The organism is Micromonospora sp. CMU55-4 (genome assembly GCF_011602315.1).
In the GTDB taxonomy this organism is placed as follows: Bacteria; Actinomycetota; Actinomycetes; order Mycobacteriales; family Micromonosporaceae; genus Micromonospora; species Micromonospora chalcea.
Genome location: NZ_JAAOLH010000002.1, coordinates 487328 through 505577, shown reverse-complemented (window position 1 = coordinate 505577; position 18250 = coordinate 487328). Strand labels below are relative to the sequence as shown.

Genomic DNA, 18250 nt, shown 5'->3' with positions numbered 1-18250 from the left:
ACGGTGTCGCGGCGGGCGGTCAGCCCTTGATGTACGGCTTGCCGTCGGCGGCCGGCGCCCGGACCTTGCCGACCAGCCCGGCCACGGCCAGGATCGTCGCCAGGTACGGCAGCATCGCCAGGAACTGGCTCGGGATGCTGCTGCCGATCGCGCCCAGGTAGGTGGCGAGCTGGTCGGCGAAGCCGAAGAAGAGCGCCGCGAGCAGCGCGCCGGTCGGGCTCCACCGGCCGAAGATCAGCGCGGCCAGGGCGATGAAGCCCTTACCGCCGATCATGTTCTTGGTGAACGAGTAGAGCGCCAGCGTGTACGAGGCGCCGCCGACACCGGCCACCAGACCGGCCAGGATCACGTTGCGGTAGCGCAGCCGCAGCACCTTCACGCCCAGCGTGTCGGCGGCGGTCGGGTGCTCGCCGACCGAGCGGGTCCGCAGGCCCCACCGGGTACGGAACAGCGCCAGGTGGATGACCAGCACCAGCAGCAGGCCGAGGTAGAGGAAGATGTTGCCCCGGAACAGCGCCGGACCGATCAGCGGGATGTCGGACAGCAGCGGGATCTCCCAGTTGCCGAACCGGGGCGCGCTGTTGTACTTCGCCGCGTCGGTCTGCATCAGCCGCTCGTAGAGGAAGCCGGTGATGCCGACCGCGAGCAGGTTGAGCACGATGCCCATGACCACCTGGTCGACCAGGTAGCGGATGGAGAACACGGCCAGCAGGAACGAGATGAACGCGCCGCCGATGGCGGCGGCCACCAGGCCGACCCAGACGCTGCCGGACATGCTGCCGAACAGCGCGCCGGAGAACGCGCCCATCAGGAGCTGACCCTCGATCGCCACGTTCACCACGCCGGAGCGCTCGCAGAGCACACCGGCGAGCGCGCCGAAGATCAGCGGCAGGGCCAGGATGAACGTGCCGCGCACGACGTTGACCAGCGGCATGAAGTTGCGGCCCTCGGGCGCGGCGGAGACCTGCCAGCACAGGAAGCTCAGCACGAAGGCGACCAGCCCGGCGCCGAGCAGCAGCGCGAACCAGCGCTTCGGCACACCGGCCAGCAGCGCGCCTCCGGCCGCGGCGGTGATCAGCCCGAACAGGATCGCGCCGACCGTACCGTTGATCTCCAGGGCGGCGCCGCCCTCGGTCTCGCTGAGCGTGAACCGGGCGTGCTGGTCGGTCGCGAGCGCGCCGAACAGCACCGCCGCGAGCACGCCGAGCGCCAGCAGGACCACGCCGATCTTCCGGTTACGGGTCCAGAAACCCTCGTCGACCGCGGTAACGGCGACCTCGGGGACAGCGGTGGTGGACATGCTCACCAGCCCTTCGCGAGGCTCGTCTGCAACCGGGCGGCGCGGGCCGCCCGGAGCTGGAAGATCGTCTTCACCAGGGCAGGCGCGGCGATGAAGATGACGATGAGCGCCTGGAGCACGGTGACCAGTTCCAGCGAGATGCCGGAGTACGACTGCATCCGGTTGCCACCGGCCTGGAGCGCGCCGAACAGCAGCGCGGCCAGCAGCACGCCCCACGGCTTCACGCGCCCGAGCAGCGCGACCAGGATGCCGTCGAAGCCGATCTGCGCGATCACCAGCGGGGTCAGCGCGGTAGCGGTGGTGCCGAGCACCATGGTCGAGCCGCCGAGACCGGCCAGCATGCCCGCGAGCACCATCACCAGCACGTACGTCTTGGTCACGCTGATGCCGGCGGTGCGGGCCGCGTCCGGGTTCGCGCCCACCGCCCGCAGCTCGAAGCCGAGCGTGGAGCGGTTGAGCAGCCAGGCGATGAACCAGGTGGCCGCCACCGCGAGCAGGATGCCGGCGTGCACCCGCAGGTCGTCGCCGAGCAGGCGGGGCAGCTGCGCGGTGGAGTCGACCGGCTTGCTGATCGCGTCCGACCGGTTCGGGTTCTGCACCCCGTTCTGGACGATGATCCAGGACAGGAAGTAGACCGCCACGTAGTTGAGCATGATCGTGTTGATCACCTCGTGCGCGCCGGCCCGGGCCTTGAGGATGCCGGGGATGAAGCCCCAGAGCGCGCCGCCGAGCGCGCCCGCGATCAGCGCCACCAGCAGGTGCACGACGGGCGGCAGCGGCAGCGCGAAGCCGGCCACGGCGGCCAGGATGACGGCGATCGTCGCCTGGCCCTGGGCGCCGATGTTGAACAGGCCGCCGCGGAAGGCCAGCGCCACCGACAGGCCGGTGAAGACGAGCGGCGCGGCGTAGGTGAGCGTCTCCGAGATCGGGCTCATGACGGCGGTGAAGCCGACCGCGTCCGGGTCGAAGATCGCGCCCTTGAACAGGTTCGCGTACGCCTCGCTGACCACAGTCCAGCTGGCGTTCAGCGCGTCCGTGGGGCGAGCCGTGATGTAGCTGTAGGTGGCCAGCACCTCCGGGTCGGACACGATGATCAGCACCGCGCCGACCACCATGGCCAGCAGCACCGCGAGCACCGTCACGGTGACCGTGTTGGCGGCCCAGAGGTTGTCCAGGAACATCCGGCCCATGCCGGGACGGGACTCCCCGGCCGGGTCCGGCCTCTTCGCGGTCGCGGTCGCGGGCACCGTCTGCTCGGTGTCACCGGCCGGCTGCGTCGGCGTCGCCCGGGCCTCGCTCAGCGACTCCTGCGCCTCGGTCGCCGGTTCCTTGTCCGGCGAGCCCGAGACGGGGTTCGGGTTGGTCATGCCTCGTCCTCGTTGCCAGGGCCGCCCTCGGTCGCGGTGGCGGCGTCCGGGGTGGCGGCGTCCGGGGTGATGCCGGCCATCAGCAGGCCGATCTCCTCGCGCGGGGTGTCCGGGCCGACGATGCCGATGATCCGGCCGCGGTACATGACCGCGATCCGGTCGGCCAGGCCGATCACCTCGTCCAGTTCGCTGGAGACCACCATCACCGCGGTGCCGATGTCCCGCTCGCGGATGACCCGGCTGTGGATGAACTCGATCGAGCCGACGTCCACGCCCCGGGTGGGCTGGGCGGCGATGAAGAGCTTCAGCGGCCGGGACAGCTCCCGGGCCACGATCACCTTCTGCTGGTTGCCGCCGGAGAGCGTGCCGACCGCGGCGTCGGCCGAGGAGGTACGGACGTCGAACTGCTCGATCCGCTCCCGGGCCGATTTCGCGATGGCCTCGGGCTTCAGCGACAGGCCCTTGCCGAAGGGCGGCCGGTCGTAGATGTCCAGCACCAGGTTCTCCGCCACGGAGAACTCCTTGACCAGGCCGTCCACGCTGCGGTCCTCCGGCACGTAGCCGACGCCGGCGTGGAGCACCTTCTTGGTCGACCAGCCGTGCGTCGGCTCGCCGTCCAGGCTGATCGTGCCGGCGAGCGTCGGGCGCAGGCCCATGATCGCCTCGATCAGCTCGGTCTGGCCGTTGCCCTGCACGCCCGCGACACCGAGCACCTCACCGGCGTGCACGGTCAGGTCGACGCCGTCGACCGCGCGTACCTGCCGGTCGTCGTCCACGACCAGGCCGGAGACCTCCAGGACCGGCTTGCCGGGGGTGGCCGGCTTCTTGTCCACGGTCAGCCGGACGCTGCGGCCCACCATCAGCGCGGCCAGTTCGTCCCGGCTGGCGCTCGGCTCGGCGGTGCCGACCGTCTTCCCGCGCCGGATCACGGTGATCCGGTCGGCGATGGCCTTCACCTCGCCCAGCTTGTGGGTGATGAACACGATCGACTTGCCGGCGGCCTTGAGCGACCGCATGACCGCGAGCAGCTCCTCGGTCTCCTGCGGGGTGAGCACGGCCGTCGGCTCGTCGAGGATCAGCAGGTCGACGTCGCGGGTGAGAGCCTTGACGATCTCCACCCGCTGCTGGATGCCGACCGGCAGGTCCTCGATCACCGCGTCCGGGTCGACCCGCAGGTTGTACCGCTCGGACACCTCGGCGACCTCGCGCCGGGCCCGTCGCCGGTCGAGGATGCCGGCGAAGGGCCCCCTGACCTGCTCGGCGCCGAGCATCACGTTCTCCGCCACGGTGAAGACCGGCACCAGCATGAAGTGCTGGTGCACCATGCCGATCCCGGCGGCGATCGCGTCCGACGGGCCCTTAAGCTTCAGCGGCTTGCCGTCGACCAGGATCTCGCCCTCGTCCGGCTGGTAGAGGCCGTAGAGCACGTTCATCAGGGTCGACTTGCCGGCACCGTTCTCGCCGAGCAGGGCGTGGATCTCTCCAGGCTCCACCGTCAGGTCGATGTGGTCGTTGGCGACCAGATCACCGAACCGTTTGGTGATGCCGCGCAGTTCGAGTCTCAGCGCAACCTCCTGGAGTGCGAGCGATGGTGCAGCGTAGCGACCTGCCGCGCCGCCACCACGCCGGGTGGGGATGTCGGGGGGAGTCAAGCTGATCGGCCGCCCCGGCGCTCGGGGTACCTTCCCCGTTGCGCCGGGACGGCCGGATCGTCAAACCTGGTGGCCGCCGGCCCCCGCTGCCGATGATCGCACCGCGGCGGCCGGCGGGACCGTCACTTGGTCGGCTGGGCCTTCGAGGTGACGGTGATGGTGCCGGCGGCGATGTCCGCCTTGATCTTGTCGACCTCGGCCTTCAGGTCCGCCGGGACCTTGCTGTCGAAGTCGTGGTACGGGGCGATCGAGACGCCGTTGTTGGCGAGCGTGCCCACGAAGCCCGGCGTGGCCTGGAGCTTCTCGCCACTGGCGGCCTTCAGCGCGGCCTCCTTGACGGCGTCCGGGATGTTCTTGACGACGGTGGTCAGGATCGCCGAGCAGTCCGGGGTGCTCTCGCAGCCGTCGATGTCGACCCAGACGACCGAGTACTTGCCGCCCGAGGCCTTGGCCGCGGAGGTGGTGCCGAGACCGGCGCCACCGGCGACCGGCATCACGATGTCGGCGCCCTGCGCGACGAGCGCGTCGGAGACCTTCTTGCCCTCGTCCTGCTTCTCGAACGAGTTGGCGAAGGAGCCCTTCTGGGTGGCCTTGTCCCAGCCCAGCACCTGGACGTTCTTGCTCTTGGCCTTGTTGAAGTACGCCACGCCGTCGGCGAAGCCGTCCATGAAGATGGTGACCGGCGGGATCGGCAGGCCGCCGTAGGTGCCGACCTTGCCGGACTTGCTCATCCCGGCGGCCAGGTAGCCGGCCTGGAACCCGGCCTGCGCGGTGTCGAACTGCATCGGGTAGACGTTCGACACACCCGGGTTGGCGTCGACGATCGCGAACTGCTGGTTCGGGTTCTTCTCAGCCGCCGCCTTGGTGGCGTCCGACATCAGGCCACCGACGGCCAGGATGAAGTCGCACTTCTGGTTGACGAACCCGGTCAGGTTGACCTCGTAGTCCGCCTCGGCCTTCGACTGGACGTACTTGATGTCGATCTTGTCGTTCTCCTTCTTCGCCTCCTGCAGGCCCTTCCAGGCCGAGGCGTTGAAGGACTTGTCGTCGACGCCGCCGACGTCGGTCACCATGCAGGCGCTGAACTTCTTGCCGCCGTCGCCGCCGGCGTTGTTGTCGTCGTCCGGAGCCTCACCACACGCGGCAGCGCCCAGCACGAGTCCACCCGCCGCAATGACGGAGGCAATCCGCATCCCACGCACAGAGCGCAAGACGTCTCCTTCCCCTTGCACACCGCGTTGTGCGCGGTGCGCAGCCCTTGCGCCGGCCTGCGATGTGCGGCCGGCGTCCCACGTTACGGACGGGAGCGTACGCCCGCGCCCACCCACCGGCCGACAATCGTGCACGACTGTTGAGCGTCCGTTACCCCGGTGTAACCCTTGGGTGGGGCAGGTCACTTATCCGGCCGGTGGGCGTGCGCGATGGTGTCGCGAACGTCCGTTTCCCGCAGCTTCCCCGACTGGCGGCGAACTAACGCCAGAACACCGCGACGGCAGCGTTGACCAGCGTCAACCCGACGATCGCGAGGAAGTGGCCGCGGTTGACGGTCTCCCGCTTACGGGAGAAGAAGACCATGACGAAGATGAGCAGCGCGAGCACCAACTTGGTAACAAGTTTCGCCGGGGCCGGCTCGTCCCCGTCCCGCAGCGGGGCGGACAGCCCGATGCCGGTGAGGATCTGGATGATCGCGCCCCAGAGCATGGCCGCGTTGATGCGCAGCTTGCCGGAGACGTACTGGGCGATCGCGCCGCCGAGCAGCAGCGCGAAACCGATCAGATGGACGTAGAGAAGAATCAGTCGAAGAGCTTCCACGCGGCCCATCCTCCCCCATCAACGACGCTTTGTAGTAATGACCCGGCCGACCTGCCGTCATACCGTGACCCCTCCCCCGCGATCTTGCAGTTTCCGCCCCGGCACAACGGGACGAAAGGCGCGGCACACGGGCCGAAACCGCAAGATCGCGAGGGCCCGGGGTCAGCGGAGGCGCCAGACCTGGAACGTGGGGCCGTCCGCGGGGAGGGTCACCTTGTTGTCGGCGTCGGGGTGGAGAGCTGGGGCGTTGCCGTAGACGTTCTCTGCGGCGCCCACGCCGGCCAGGCGGACCGGGGTGCCGGGGGCACGTCTCGCCAGCACCAGCACCGTCGACGTGGGCGCCTCGCGCAGGAAGACGAGCGTGTCCGCGTCCGCGTACACCCAGCGCAGGCCGCCGTGCCGCAGCGCCGGCTCGTCGCGGCGCAGCGTCAGCAACGACCGGTACGCCTCGAACGTGCGCCGGTCCCAGCTCTGGCGCCGGTGCCACGGCATCGGCGTACGCGAGCCCTCCCCGTTGGTGCCGGTCAGGCCCAGCTCGTCCCCGGCGAAGACCACGGGCGTGCCGGGCATGGTGGCGAGCAGTCCGGCCGCCACCTCCTGCCGGGCCGCGTCGCCGACCACGGTGCGGATCCGGGCCGAGTCGTGCGAGCCGAGCAGCTGCCACGAGTGCGTGTACGAGCGCCACGACACCAGCGACCGGTACGTGTTCATGGTGGCGAGCACCGCGCCCGCGTCGCGCCGCCGTACCCCGCCCGGGGTGCCGAGGAAGTTCGGCACCGGGTCGTCGCCGTGGCGCAGCCAGGACCAGACCGGGTCGGTGAAGCCGACGTAGTTCATCGTCCCGTGCCAGCCGTCGCGGTCCAGGTCACCGGTGTGGTCGTGGCCGTGCTCGGCGAGCAGCAGCCCGTCCGGCCGGGTTTCGGCCACCACCTCGCGCAGCAGCCGCGCCACCTCGTGGGTGTACGCGTCAGCGCCCCGCCGCCCGGTCATGTTCGCCACGTCGACCCGCCAGCCGTCCAGCCCGTACGGCGGGCGCAGCCAGCGGCGCAGCAGCGAGTCCTCGGCGGTGGCGAACCGGCGGCGCAGTTCGGCGCTGCCCCAGTTCAGCTTCGGCAGCGACTTCACCCCGTTCCACGACTCGTAGTCCGAGCCGGGCAGGTCGAAGTAGTACAGCTCGCGTTCCGGCGCGTTGACGTCGGAGACGGCGGCGGTGAACCAGTCGTGGGCGTCGCCGGTGTGGTTGCTGGTGATGTCGCCGAGCAGCCGCCAGCCCCGGGCGTGCACCGCGTCGGCGAGCCGGGCCAGCGCCGCGTCGCCGCCGAGCAGCGGGTCGACGGTGTCGAAGCTCGACGCGTCGTACCTGTGGTTAGAGCGCGCCGGGAACACCGGCGTCAGGTAGACGGTGTTGACGCCGAGCCGGTCCAGGTGGTCCAGGTGTTCGGTGACGCCGTCGAGGTCGCCGCCGTAGAACTGGCGGGGCGTCTCCGGGCCGCGGCCGACGACCGGGGTGTCCCAGTCACAGGGGATGGCCCAGTCCGGCACGGTCCGGCCGTCGGCGGCGGCCGAGCGGGCGAACCGGTCCGGGAAGATCTGGTAGATCACCGCGTCCCGGGCCCAGGCCGGCGGCGGGGCGTAGCTGACCAGCTTGAAGTCGCCGTTGTCCGGCACGTCGTGCCCGGCCAGGCCGGCGGCGTTGAGCCAGCGGGCGCCGCGTTCACCGTCGAGCAGGAAGCGGTAGTTGCTGACCGGGTTGCGGACCTCGACGTCGGCCCGCCACCACACGTCGCCGCCGTCGGTGCGGTCGACCCGCGCCTCGGCGAAGCGCGGCTCGCCGTCGCCGGTGGTGCGCACGTGCACCTGCGAGACGCCGGATCCGGCCGGCACCCGGACGAAGACGGGGACGGTCTGCCCGAGCGCGGGCTCCTGCTCCGGGACGTAGGTGGCGGAGCCGTCGTGGTGCGGCTGAAGGGACATGGTGCTGCCTTTCGCGTCGTACCGACAGGGAGAGGGGCGGGCACCCGCCGCGATCGGTTTCACCCGACCGCGGCGGTCCGCCCGAGAACCGCTCCGGTGTACGCCGACACGACGCCCTTGCCGCAGCGTGAGCCGAGGAGGCTCAGCCCTTTACCGCTCCGGAGGTGAGTCCGGAGACGATGTAGCGCTGGAGCAGTTGGAACACCAGCACCGTCGGGATCGCGGTGAGCAGGGTGCCCGCCGCGAACATCCCGAAGTTGTTGTTGCGCTCGCCGGCCACCAGGCCGTACATGCCGACCGCGAGCGTCTTCGCCTCGGGTTCGGTGAGGAACACGTTGGCGATGATGAACTCGTTGATCGATCCGATGAAGGCGAGCAGGCCGGTCACCGCGAGGATCGGCGCCACCAGCGGCAGCATGATCCGGAAGAAGACCTGCACGTGCGACGCGCCGTCCATGGTCGCCGACTCGTCCAGTTCCTTCGGCAGCGTGTCGAAGAAGCCCTTCATCAGCCAGGTGTTCGCGCCGAGCGCGCCACCCATGTAGAGCAGGAACAGGCCCCACGGGGTGTTGAACCCGATCGCCGGGTAGAGGTCGGTGAGCGTGGTGAAGATCAGGAAGATCGCCACGATCGCCAGGAACTGCGGGAACATCTGGATCAGCAGCAGCGCGAGCAGGCCGACCCGGCGCCCGGCGAAGCGCATCCGGGAGAACGCGTACGCCGCGAGCGACGACAGGAAGATCGACGCGAAGCTGGCCACGCCCGCCAGCAGCAGCGAGTTGAGGAACCAGTGGCCGAACGCGGTCCGGTCGAACAGGTTCGTGAAGTTCTCCAGCGACGCGCCGGTCGGCAGCAGCTCGGTGGAGGAGAGCGTGCCGAGCGGGTTGAGCGCCGCCGAGATCACGAACAGGATCGGGAAGAGGCTGAACGCCACCGCCAGCACGCCCACCACGTGCCGCCAGCCGACCTGCGCGAACCAGCGTCCACGCGAGCGGCGGGCCGGCGTGCGGGTGGCCGTGGGCTTCCGCGCGATTGTGGTCACGAGTACACCTCCTCCTGCTTACGGGTCCGCCGGAAGCTGATCGCCGACACCGTCGCCACGATCGCGAAGATGAAGATCGAGACGGTGGCGGCCAGGCCGAACTCGGCGCCCTGCGCGCCGAACGCGAGCCGGTACGTGTAGGTGATCAGCAGGTCGGTGGCGCCGTTCGTCGGGTTGTCCGGCGCGAACGGGCCGCCCTCGGTGGTGAACAGGATCGCGTTGACGTTGTTGAAGTTGTACGCGAACGACGCGATCAGCAGCGGCGAGAGCGCCACCAGCAGCAGCGGCAGGGTGACCGACCGGAACGACTGCCAGGGCGACGCGCCGTCGACCGAGGTCGCCTCGGTCAGCTCCCGCGGAATGGCCTGCAACGCGCCGGTGGCCACCAGGAACATGTACGGGTAGCCGAGCCAGAGCTGCACCAGCAGCACCGCGATCCGGGCCGACCAGTTGCCGCCGAACCAGTCGACGTCCAGCCCGAACAGGTTGTTGAGCAGGCCGAAGTCGGTGTTGAACATGTCCCGCCAGATCAGCAGCATCGCGAACGACGGCATGGCGTACGGCAGGATCAGCAGCACCCGGTAGAAGTTGGTACCCCGCATCCGGGGTGAGTGCAGCGCGAGCGCGATGGCCATGCCGAGCAGGAACGTCAGGCCGGTGGAGCCGATCGCGAACGCGAAGTTCCAGGCCAGCGTGCCGAAGAACGGGCCGGAGATGTTCGGGTCGGTGAGCACGGTGCTGAAGTTCTTCAGCCCGACGTCGACCTTCCAGCCTTGGGCGAGACGCTCGCCGTCGGCGGCGACGAAGGAGCCGGACTCCTCGTCGGCGGTCCACGTCTTGCCCGTCTCGCTGTCCTTGACGCAGTCGCAGCCGGCGTCGTACGCCCGGATCGCCTTGCCCTCGTACGCCCGGGTCAGGCCGTTGGAGCGGATGGCACCCTCGTCGGTGGGCACGATGAGCGCGGTGACGGCGTCGCTGCGGCTGCTGGCCTGCCCGATGTTCAGCAGGGTGTAGCCGTCCGCGGCGGTGATCTTGCCGCTGAGGCTGCTCACCTCGACGTCGGCGGCGTCCAGCTTGCGCAGCCCGTCCGCGTCGCCGGCGAAGACGTCCTTGGTCTTCGGGTCGCTGAGCAGGAAGACCAGGGGGCCGCTCGCCGGGTCGCCCTTCGTGGCGATGGTGAGGTTGTACTCGGTCGAGCCGGGGACCTGCTTCACCGAGGAGGTCTGCACGGCGACGATCGCGTCGTCCTTGCTGCCGCGGTGGCCGTCGCCGAAGTTCGTGAACGCGGTGCTCGCGGTGTAGAGCACCGGGAAGACCTGGAAGGCGATCAGGAAGAGCGTGCCGGGGACCAGGTACTTGGCCGGGATGTGCCGGCGGCTCAGGTAGAGGTAGAACAGGCCGGCGGTGGTGGCCACCAGGATGCCCAGCCCGATCCAGTGTTCGGCCTCGATGAGCGGGAAGGCCGCCCAGATCGCGATCCCGGCCACCAGGCCGAGCAGGACCACCTTGACGACGAGGCCGGTCGCGGTGATCGGCGCGTGTTGCCGCGCGGTACGGGACGTGCGCGGGAGCCCGGGGCGTGCGGGCTCCCGGCCCGGGGCCTGCGGTGCAGACCCCGGGCCGGACAGCGGCGCGCTCATTACTTGATCTGACCCTGGATGGTCTTGCCGGCGGCCGTGATCGTCTTGGCCGGGTCGGCGCCGCCGATGATGGCGGCCTCCGCCTTGCCGAACGGGTCCCAGATCGCGGCCATGGCCGGGATCGCCGGGAGCACCTGGCCGTTCTTGCCGGCCTCGGAGAACTTGGCCAGGTCCGGGTCCTCGCCCTTGACCTGGTCGAAGGCGGCGGTCAGCGCCGGCGGGCGCGGCTCGGCCTTGTACAGCGCGACGGCCAGCTCGGGCTTGGTCACGTAGTTGGTGACGAACTCCTGGGCCAGGGCCTTGTTCTTGCCCTTGGCGGCCACGTAGAACGCCTGGACGCCGACGAACGGCTGGGCCTCCTGGCCACCGGCGAAGCCGGGGACCGGGGAGATGTCGTAGGAGATGTTGGCCTTCTTGGCGTCGGCCACTGCCCACGGGCCGGAGACCAGGAACGCGCACTTCTTGCCGGTGAAGGTGGCGATGGAGTTCTCGCCGGTGATGGAGCGCTTCAGCGCACCCTCGCCCTTCTCACCCAGCTTGGCGATCTTCTGGAAGGCAGCGATCGACTCCGGCTTGCCCACGCCCAGGTCCTTCGGGTCGTAGTCGCCGTTCGCCGTGGTGCCGAACAGGTAGCCGCCGCCGGAGGTGTAGAGCGGGTAGATGTGGTAGGCGTCGCCGTTCTGGCCGGACTGCAGGCACAGGATCTCGCTGGCCTTCTTCTCGGCCTTGAGCTTCTTGCCGGTGGCGACCAGGTCCTCGATCGTCTTCGGCGCCTCGGGGGCCAGCTCGGTGTTGCGGATGAGCGCGACGTTCTCGGTGGCGTAGGGCACGCCGTAGAGCTGGCCGTTGAACGTGACGGCCTTGATCGCGGTCTCGTTGAAGCCGCTCTTCTGCTCGGCCGGGAGCTGCACCGGGTCGATGGCGCCGTTCTGGACCAGGTTGCCGATCCAGTCGTGCGCGCCGACCACGACGTCCGGGCCGCTGCCCTGCTGCGAGGCGGTGACGAAGTTGGTCTGCAGGTCCTTGGAGACGGCCTGGACCTCGACGGTCACGCCGTTCTCCTTGCCGAACTCCTCGGCGAACGGCTTGAGGGCGGCCGTGCGCTTGTCGTCGGCCCAGATGACCAGCTTGCCGCCGGTCGCCTTGGCGGACTCGCCGGCGGCCGGCTTGTCGTCGCTGCCGCTGTCACCACAGCCGGAGGCGGCGAGCGCCAGGCCGAGGACGGCGACCACACCCGCGGTACGGATGCGCATCGGTACTCCTGTCGTCATGGCGGCCCGCCGGGGGAAGGGCGGCCCGCCAGTGGAAACCTCTGAAATTTCTTGCTGACCGGCACAGGGGTGCTGCGCCGCTGCTCTCGCATGTTGCGGGGACGTTAGCAAGAGGTTGCAGAGAATGGAAGGGCTTGCAGAAGTGTACGCAAGACTTTGCCGTTGGGCTAAAGTGCCGCACATGCGCGCTCGACTGTCCGACATCGCCCAACAGGCCGAAGTCAGCGAGGCCACGGTGTCGCGGGTGCTCAACGACCGCCCCGGCGTGGCCCCCGAGACCCGGCAGGCCGTCCTCACCGCCCTCGATGTGCTCGGGTACGAACGTCCGGCCCGGTTGCGCAAGCGCAGCGCCGGGCTGGTCGGCCTGGTCGTGCCGGAGCTGGACAATCCGATCTTCCCGGCGTTCGCCCAGATCATCGAGTCCGCGCTCGCCCCCACCGGCTACACACCGGTGCTCTGCACGCAGACCCCAGGCGGCGTCCGCGAGGACGAGTACGTGGAGATGCTGCTGGACCGGCAGGTCTCCGGCATCGTCTTCGTCTCCGGCCTGCACGCCGACACCGCCGCGGACCACGACCGCTACCGCACGCTGCTGGCCCGGCCGCTGCCGATCGTCATGATCAACGGGTACGCGCCGGGCATCCCCGCGCCGTTCGTCTCCTGCGACGACCGGGAGTCCGCCGAACTGGCGGTCGCCCACCTGGTCGCGCTCGGGCACCGCCGGATCGGCCTGATCACCGGCCCGGACCGGTTCGTGCCGGTGCAGCGCAAGGTCGCCGGCTACAAGGCCGCGATGGGGCGCCTCACCGACATCACCTCCGACGAGCTGACCGAGCTGACCGAGCTGTCGCTGTTCGGCGTCGAGGGCGGCGAGGCCGCCGCCGGCCGGCTCATCGAACGCGGCGTGACCGGACTGGTCTGCGGCTCGGACCTGATGGCGCTCGGCGCGATCCGGGCCGCCCGCCAGCGCGGCCTGTCGGTGCCCGACGACGTCTCCGTGGTCGGGTACGACGACTCCCCGCTGATGGCGTTCACCGACCCGCCGCTGACCACAGTGCGCCAGCCGGTGGCCGCCATGGCGGTGGCGGCGGTGCGGGCCCTGGTCGACGAGATCAACGGCCACCCCTCCCCGAACTCCGAGTACCTGTTCCGGCCCGAGCTGGTGGTACGCGGCTCGACCGCGGTGACCCGCCCCGCCGACCCCCCGAAGCGCCAGCGCCCCGCCAGCCCGTCCTCCCCCTCCCTCCCCATCCCCGCCTGACGCCCCGCACTCCCTGCCCCCTCCCTCCCGCCCGGCTCAGGGCGCGGCGATCATGAAGTTGGCGGGGACAAAGCGGGCAGAGACTGCCGTCAACCTCATGATCGACCGGATCGGCGGCAGTGGGGGTGGGTGGGCGTCCCGGAATTCGGGAGACGGGGGCAGGGTCGGCGCGGGTGATGGCTGTCATTTCTTGCGCAAGGAATGCTTGACTCTTGCAGGGCTGTGGCGGCATTCTGCTCTGACACCCTGCGCCACCACAGAACGGGAATCGACAGCGATGACCTCCGCCACCACCCCCACGCCACGGACCGCCGACGACGACTGGTGGCGGTCCGCGGTCGTCTACCAGGTGTACGTCCGCAGCTTCGCCGACGCGAACGCCGACGGGGTCGGTGACCTCCAGGGCATCCGGCAGCGCCTTCCCTACCTGCGCGACCTCGGCGTGGACGCGCTCTGGCTGACGCCGTTCTACACCTCGCCGCAGGTCGACGCCGGCTACGACGTGGCCGACTACCGCGACGTCGACCCGCTGTTCGGCAACCTGACCGACTTCGACGAGATGATCACCGACGCGCACGCGCTCGGCCTGCGGATCATCGTCGACATGGTCCCCAACCACACCTCCAGCGCGCACCCGTGGTTCGCCGCCGCGCTCGCCGCCGGCCCCGGTTCGCCGGAGCGTGAGCGCTACCTGTTCGCCGACGGCAAGGGCGAGCAGGGCGAGCTGCCCCCGAACGACTGGGAGAGCATCTTCGGCGGCCCGGCCTGGACGCGCGTGGTCGACGGCCAGTGGTACCTGCACCTGTTCGACCCGGCCCAGCCCGACCTGAACTGGCGCCACCCCGAGGTACGGGCCGAGTTCGAGGACGTCCTGCGCTTCTGGCTGGACCGGGGTGTGGACGGCTTCCGGATCGACGTGGCCCACGGAATGATCAAGGCCGAGGGCCTGCCGGACGTCGGCTTCAACTCGATGACCACCGGCCGGCGCCAGTCCGAGCTGCTGGGCAAGGGCCGGCTGCCGTACTTCGACCAGGACGAGGTGCACGACATCTACCGCGCCTGGCGGCCGATCCTGGACAGCTACCCGGGCGGCCGGATGGCGGTGGCCGAGGCGTGGGCCGAGACCCCGCAGCGGCTGGCCCGTTACATCGGCCCGGACGAGCTGCACCAGGCGTTCAGCTTCGACTTCCTCGACGCCACCTGGTCGGCCGACTCGTTCCGCAAGGTGATCGACACGGCGCTGGCCGAGTCCACGATCGTGGGCGCGCCGACCACCTGGGTGCTGTCCAACCACGACCGGCAGCGGCACGTCACCCGGTACGGCGACGGCGAGGTCGGCCTGCGCCGCGCCCGCGCCGCCGCGCTGCTGATGTTCGCGCTGCCCGGCTGCGCGTACGTCTACCAGGGCGAGGAACTGGGCCTGCCGGAGGTGCTGGACCTCCCCGACGAGCTGCGCCAGGACCCGGCGTTCCGGCGTACCGGGGAGAGCCGCGACGGCTGCCGGGTGCCGATCCCGTGGGGCGGCGACCTGCCCCCGTACGGCTTCGGGCCCGACGGCAGCGAGCTGAGCTGGCTGCCGGCGCCGGCGACCTGGCGGGAGCTGTCGGTGGCCGCCCAGGCCGGTGCGCCCGGCTCGACGCTGGAGCTGTACCGGACCGCGCTGCGGATCCGGCACGAGCACCCGGCGCTCGCCGGGGTCGGCGGCATCACCTGGCTGGAGACCGAGCCCGGCGTACTCGCGTTCCGCCGCGCCGCCGGGGACGCCGAGCTGACCTGTGTGGTCAACATCAGCGGCGCCGACGTGACGGTGAGCGGCCACGGCCGCCCGCTCGTCGCGAGCGCCGACCTCACCGAGCGGGGCGACGGGCACGTCCTGCCGGTGGACGCGGCTGCGTGGTTCGAACGGCGCTGAGCCGGGTAACCCGCCAACGACCTGGCCGTCCGTTGTGCTCCGCGCCGACGGGCGGCTGGGCTGCCGACCCCTTGTGGTGGGGGGTGAGGTGGTCCCGGCCCCTCGGGAGTCCGCTCCCGGGGGGCCGGTGTCCATCCCGGCAGCCCGGGGTACCACCGGGGGATGACCGCACGCGTGGCGCAGTACACCCTCGATGTCAGCGACCTGGACCGGATGGCCCGGTTCTGGTCCGCCGCCCTCGGCTACACCGTCTCGCAGGGCGACGACGGCAACGCGAAGCTCTACCCGCCGCCCGGCCGGCCCGGCCCGACCGTCTGGTTGCAGGGCAGCGGCACCCCGAAGCGCGGCAAGAACCGGCTCCACCTGGACCTGGTCGCCGACGAGGGGCAGACGGCGGAGGTCGAGCGACTGATCGGGCTCGGCGCCCGGCGCGCCGACGTCGGGCAGACCGGCGCGGAGGGCTTCGTGGTGCTCGTCGACCCGGAGGACAACGAGTTCTGCGTGCTCGACGGGCCGCCGCGCTGAGCGTCCTCAGCCGCCCTTGGCGGTGAGCAGCGCGGCGATCCGGGCGAACCCGGCCCGGATCTCCTCCCGGTCGGGCGCCTTCGCCGGCTCGGGCTCCGGCTCGCGCTCGGCGGCCCGTTCCAGCTCCTCGTCGATGACGTCCTCGAAGTCGCCGTACAGGTCCGCCTGGTCGATCTCGGCCGCCTCGTCCTCGGCGGCGATCTGCGCGGCGGCGATCTCGCCCCGGATCTCCTCCGGCGTGAGCGCGGGCAGCAGCGGCTCCACCACCGCCATCAACTGCTCCTCGGCCACCACCGCCTCGGCCAGCGCCAGCGCGTGCGCCCGCTCGTACGGGCCGCAGACCACCGGCTCCCACTCGTCGTCCGCGCCGAGCGGGCCGAACGTGATGATCCACGGCAGGCCGAGCATCGGCGAGTCGTCCGGCAGGTCGAGTGTCACGAGTGCGCCCACCGGCCCATCATCGTCGGACGGGATCCGCCCGGGGAACGCATCGGCTCGACTCTCCCCGCTCAGGGGACCACGCTCAGCCACGCGTGCCGGCGTCCAGCGCCGCGCGGACCAGGGCGACCGCCCGCTCCGGCGGGACGCCCAGGCGGCGCGCCTCGACGGCGTACCCGGCGGCGGCCTGCTGCAACCGGTCGACGGCGTCGTCCCGCCCCGGCGCGACCACCGTGCCGTGCCGGCCGCGCGTCTGGACCAGCCCGGCGGCCTCCAGCTCCCGGTAGGCCCGCGCCACCGTGTTCACCGCCAGCCCCAGGTCCGCCGCGAGCTGCCGGACCGCGGGCAGCCGGGTCCCCACCGGCAGCCGCCCGTCGCCGATCCGCGCCGCGAACTGCGCGCGCACCTGCTCGTACGGCGGCACCGCCGACGCCGCGTCGATCCGGATCCGCGCGCTCATCCCGCCCCTCCCGGCGTTCCCGGTTCGGTTTCCTCGTCGAGCACGTCCGCCTCCACGTCCACCTCCCGGGCGCCGCCCTCGGCCAGGTCCACCACCCGGCCGTACGGGCTGGTGGCGGCGAGCGCCGCGCCGAAGAGCACCAACTGGTTGAGCAGGTAGAGGTAGAGCAGCAGGCCCACGGCGGTGGCGACCACCGTGTACGCCGGGTTCCGCTCGGTGCGTACCACGTAGTAGCGCCCCACCGTGTTGAGCAGGGTGATGCCGATCGCGACGGCGAGCACCGCCGGTCGCAGCCGGCGCCGGCTCATCCGCAGCCGGGGCACTGCGAGCAGCAGCGCGGCGGCCAGCACGGCGTTGACGAGCACGCTCAGCACCGCGCTGACCGTGGTCAGGCCCACCGAGCCGGTGCTGCGCAGCAGGAAACGCAGCAGCGACTCCAGCGCGTCCACGGCGGCGACCGAGACGAACAACAGCACGAAGACCGCGACCAGCACGCCCAGGTCGACCAGCCGCCGCATCACCAGGTTGCCGGGCTGCTGGTTGAAGCCGTACATCAGCCGCTGCGAGGAGCGGATCGCCTCCACCCAGCCGATGCCGGTGAACACCAGGATGACCAGGCCGACCACGCCGACGGTGTTGCTGCTCTCGGCGATCTGCGCCGGGTCGAGAAAGGGCAGGTTCTCTTCGAGGAAGTGGGCGGCCGCGCGGCTGACCTCCTCGTTGTCGCGCAGCACCGCGCCGAAGACCCAGTACGCGACGAGCGCGAGCGCGAACACGGCGAAGAAGCCGTAGTACGCGATGGCGGCGGCGAGCCGCCCGGCGAGCAGGTCGGCGTAGAGCGTCCCGGCGCGCCACACGTGGTCGAAGACCGACGACCGGCCCCGGGCCGCGTCGATGCGGCGCCCGACCGCCGCCTCGATCCGGCCGAAGACGTTCACCCCGTCATCCTCGCTGATCTCCGCCCGTGGCGGAGGAGCCCCGGCCGGTCGAATGTTCAGCTCGCCCCGCCGAGCCGGAAGTCGCGCCGGGGCTGCCACCGGGTAGCCCCGCTGTGCGAGAACAGCGTGAACGCCTCCACCTGGAACAGCGCGGAGAAGTCGGCCAGATCCTCGTACGCCTTGTCGAGCACCTCGGGTGGCACGTCCTGTGCCACTGTGACGTGCGGGTGGTACGGGAAACGCAGCTCGCGGCGCAGCTCGGGAGCGGAGTTGATGGCGGCGGCCAGCAGTTCGCACTCGCTGATCCCGGCCGCCACCGCCACGAAGACCACCTGGGTGACCGGGCGGAACGTGCCGGTGCCGCGCAGGTGCAGCGTGAACGGCAGGTGCGCGGCGGCGACCCGGTCCAGGTGCTCCTCGACGGCGGGCAGCGCGCGTACCGGAATCTCGGTGGGCCCGAGCAGGGTGACGTGCGCGGGGACGGCCGCCGGGTCGCCGGCCTCGACCCGGCGGCGGGTGAGCATCCCGCCCCACGGCTCGGGGATGTCGACGGCGATCCCGATCTGGATCGTGTCCGCGCCGCCCGGCGCCGCGTCATTGCCCGCCACGTCGCGCGCCACCCCTCCGGCCTCCGGCTGCGTCACCCGTCCCGCCCGGG

At 71.0% G+C, this 18250-nt stretch carries 16 protein-coding genes; 3 read left to right on the top strand and 13 right to left on the bottom strand.

Going from position 1 to position 18250, the window contains the following annotated elements:
• Positions 1 to 19: 19 nt before the first annotated feature.
• The 9 genes from HA073_RS05660 to HA073_RS05620 all read right to left on the bottom strand — a co-directional run bounded on the left by HA073_RS05660 (position 20) and on the right by HA073_RS05620 (position 12040).
• Complete coding sequence (locus HA073_RS05660) at positions 20 to 1300, bottom strand: ABC transporter permease (RefSeq protein ID WP_043326769.1); 1281 nt, start codon at positions 1298 to 1300, stop codon at positions 20 to 22.
• A gap of 2 nt (positions 1301 to 1302) precedes the next feature.
• The gene (locus tag HA073_RS05655; RefSeq protein WP_369830096.1) at positions 1303 to 2490 is read right to left on the bottom strand and encodes an ABC transporter permease; all 1188 of its coding nucleotides are present in this window, start codon (positions 2488 to 2490) and stop codon (positions 1303 to 1305) included.
• A gap of 173 nt (positions 2491 to 2663) precedes the next feature.
• The gene (locus HA073_RS05650) at positions 2664 to 4319 is read right to left on the bottom strand and encodes an ABC transporter ATP-binding protein (RefSeq protein ID WP_069087179.1); all 1656 of its coding nucleotides are present in this window, start codon (positions 4317 to 4319) and stop codon (positions 2664 to 2666) included.
• A gap of 122 nt (positions 4320 to 4441) precedes the next feature.
• Positions 4442 to 5512 (bottom strand): BMP family protein, encoded by a 1071-nt coding sequence (locus tag HA073_RS05645; RefSeq protein ID WP_043326775.1) that lies wholly within the window; start codon positions 5510 to 5512, stop codon positions 4442 to 4444.
• A 277-nt stretch (positions 5513 to 5789) separates the two neighbouring features.
• Positions 5790 to 6131 (bottom strand): hypothetical protein, encoded by a 342-nt coding sequence (locus tag HA073_RS05640; protein ID WP_043330653.1) that lies wholly within the window; start codon positions 6129 to 6131, stop codon positions 5790 to 5792.
• A 162-nt stretch (positions 6132 to 6293) separates the two neighbouring features.
• On the bottom strand, positions 6294 to 8105 hold the full coding sequence (locus HA073_RS05635; RefSeq protein WP_166455831.1) for a glycoside hydrolase family 13 protein: 1812 nt from the start codon (positions 8103 to 8105) through the stop codon (positions 6294 to 6296).
• Between the two features lie 142 nt (positions 8106 to 8247).
• Positions 8248 to 9147: a sugar ABC transporter permease gene (locus HA073_RS05630; protein ID WP_043326779.1), complete on the bottom strand. Its 900-nt coding sequence runs from the start codon at positions 9145 to 9147 to the stop codon at positions 8248 to 8250.
• A complete protein-coding gene (locus HA073_RS05625; protein WP_043326781.1) occupies positions 9144 to 10787 on the bottom strand; it encodes an ABC transporter permease subunit in 1644 nt (547 codons plus the stop codon). The genes HA073_RS05630 and HA073_RS05625 overlap by 4 nt, the downstream gene beginning before the upstream one ends.
• Positions 10787 to 12040, bottom strand: a complete 1254-nt coding sequence (locus tag HA073_RS05620) for a maltose ABC transporter substrate-binding protein (protein WP_043326783.1) — start codon at positions 12038 to 12040, stop codon at positions 10787 to 10789. Before HA073_RS05620 ends, HA073_RS05625 begins: the two co-directional genes overlap by 1 nt.
• 199 nt (positions 12041 to 12239) lie before the next feature.
• Between HA073_RS05620 and HA073_RS05615 the strand changes: the two genes are divergently transcribed.
• The 3 genes from HA073_RS05615 (at position 12240) to HA073_RS05605 (ending at position 15756) form a co-directional block, all read left to right on the top strand.
• Positions 12240 to 13319: a LacI family DNA-binding transcriptional regulator gene (locus tag HA073_RS05615; protein ID WP_043326785.1), complete on the top strand. Its 1080-nt coding sequence runs from the start codon at positions 12240 to 12242 to the stop codon at positions 13317 to 13319.
• Between the two features lie 277 nt (positions 13320 to 13596).
• On the top strand, positions 13597 to 15231 hold the full coding sequence (locus tag HA073_RS05610) for a glycoside hydrolase family 13 protein (protein ID WP_043326786.1): 1635 nt from the start codon (positions 13597 to 13599) through the stop codon (positions 15229 to 15231).
• Positions 15232 to 15393: 162 nt separating this feature from the next.
• Positions 15394 to 15756: a VOC family protein gene (locus tag HA073_RS05605; RefSeq protein WP_043326789.1), complete on the top strand. Its 363-nt coding sequence runs from the start codon at positions 15394 to 15396 to the stop codon at positions 15754 to 15756.
• 6 nt (positions 15757 to 15762) lie between these two features.
• Here the strand turns inward: HA073_RS05605 and HA073_RS05600 are convergent, their stop codons facing one another.
• From HA073_RS05600 to HA073_RS05585, 4 genes are all read right to left on the bottom strand, one after another.
• Positions 15763 to 16206 carry a hypothetical protein gene (locus HA073_RS05600; RefSeq protein WP_043326791.1) on the bottom strand — a complete coding sequence of 148 codons (444 nt, stop codon included), beginning with the start codon at positions 16204 to 16206 and terminating at the stop codon, positions 15763 to 15765.
• Positions 16207 to 16279: 73 nt separating this feature from the next.
• On the bottom strand, positions 16280 to 16654 hold the full coding sequence (locus HA073_RS05595) for a GntR family transcriptional regulator (RefSeq protein WP_113972064.1): 375 nt from the start codon (positions 16652 to 16654) through the stop codon (positions 16280 to 16282).
• A complete protein-coding gene (locus HA073_RS05590) occupies positions 16651 to 17592 on the bottom strand; it encodes a YhjD/YihY/BrkB family envelope integrity protein (RefSeq protein WP_043326794.1) in 942 nt (313 codons plus the stop codon). Before HA073_RS05590 ends, HA073_RS05595 begins: the two co-directional genes overlap by 4 nt.
• Positions 17593 to 17648: 56 nt before the next feature.
• Positions 17649 to 18236 (bottom strand): 2'-5' RNA ligase family protein, encoded by a 588-nt coding sequence (locus HA073_RS05585; RefSeq protein WP_043326796.1) that lies wholly within the window; start codon positions 18234 to 18236, stop codon positions 17649 to 17651.
• Positions 18237 to 18250 lie beyond the last annotated feature (14 nt).

Coding starts and splice junctions, on each gene's coding strand:
- HA073_RS05660 (WP_043326769.1), bottom strand. CDS start 1,300: ATGTCCACCACCGCTGTCCCCGAGGTCGCCGTTACCGCGGTCGACGAG.
- HA073_RS05655 (WP_369830096.1), bottom strand. CDS start 2,490: ATGGGCCGGATGTTCCTGGACAACCTCTGGGCCGCCAACACGGTCACC.
- HA073_RS05645 (WP_043326775.1), bottom strand. CDS start 5,512: ATGCGGATTGCCTCCGTCATTGCGGCGGGTGGACTCGTGCTGGGCGCT.
- HA073_RS05635 (WP_166455831.1), bottom strand. CDS start 8,105: ATGTCCCTTCAGCCGCACCACGACGGCTCCGCCACCTACGTCCCGGAG.
- HA073_RS05625 (WP_043326781.1), bottom strand. CDS start 10,787: ATGAGCGCGCCGCTGTCCGGCCCGGGGTCTGCACCGCAGGCCCCGGGC.
- HA073_RS05620 (WP_043326783.1), bottom strand. CDS start 12,040: ATGCGCATCCGTACCGCGGGTGTGGTCGCCGTCCTCGGCCTGGCGCTC.
- HA073_RS05615 (WP_043326785.1), top strand. CDS start 12,240: ATGCGCGCTCGACTGTCCGACATCGCCCAACAGGCCGAAGTCAGCGAG.
- HA073_RS05610 (WP_043326786.1), top strand. CDS start 13,597: ATGACCTCCGCCACCACCCCCACGCCACGGACCGCCGACGACGACTGG.
- HA073_RS05605 (WP_043326789.1), top strand. CDS start 15,394: ATGACCGCACGCGTGGCGCAGTACACCCTCGATGTCAGCGACCTGGAC.
- HA073_RS05595 (WP_113972064.1), bottom strand. CDS start 16,654: ATGAGCGCGCGGATCCGGATCGACGCGGCGTCGGCGGTGCCGCCGTAC.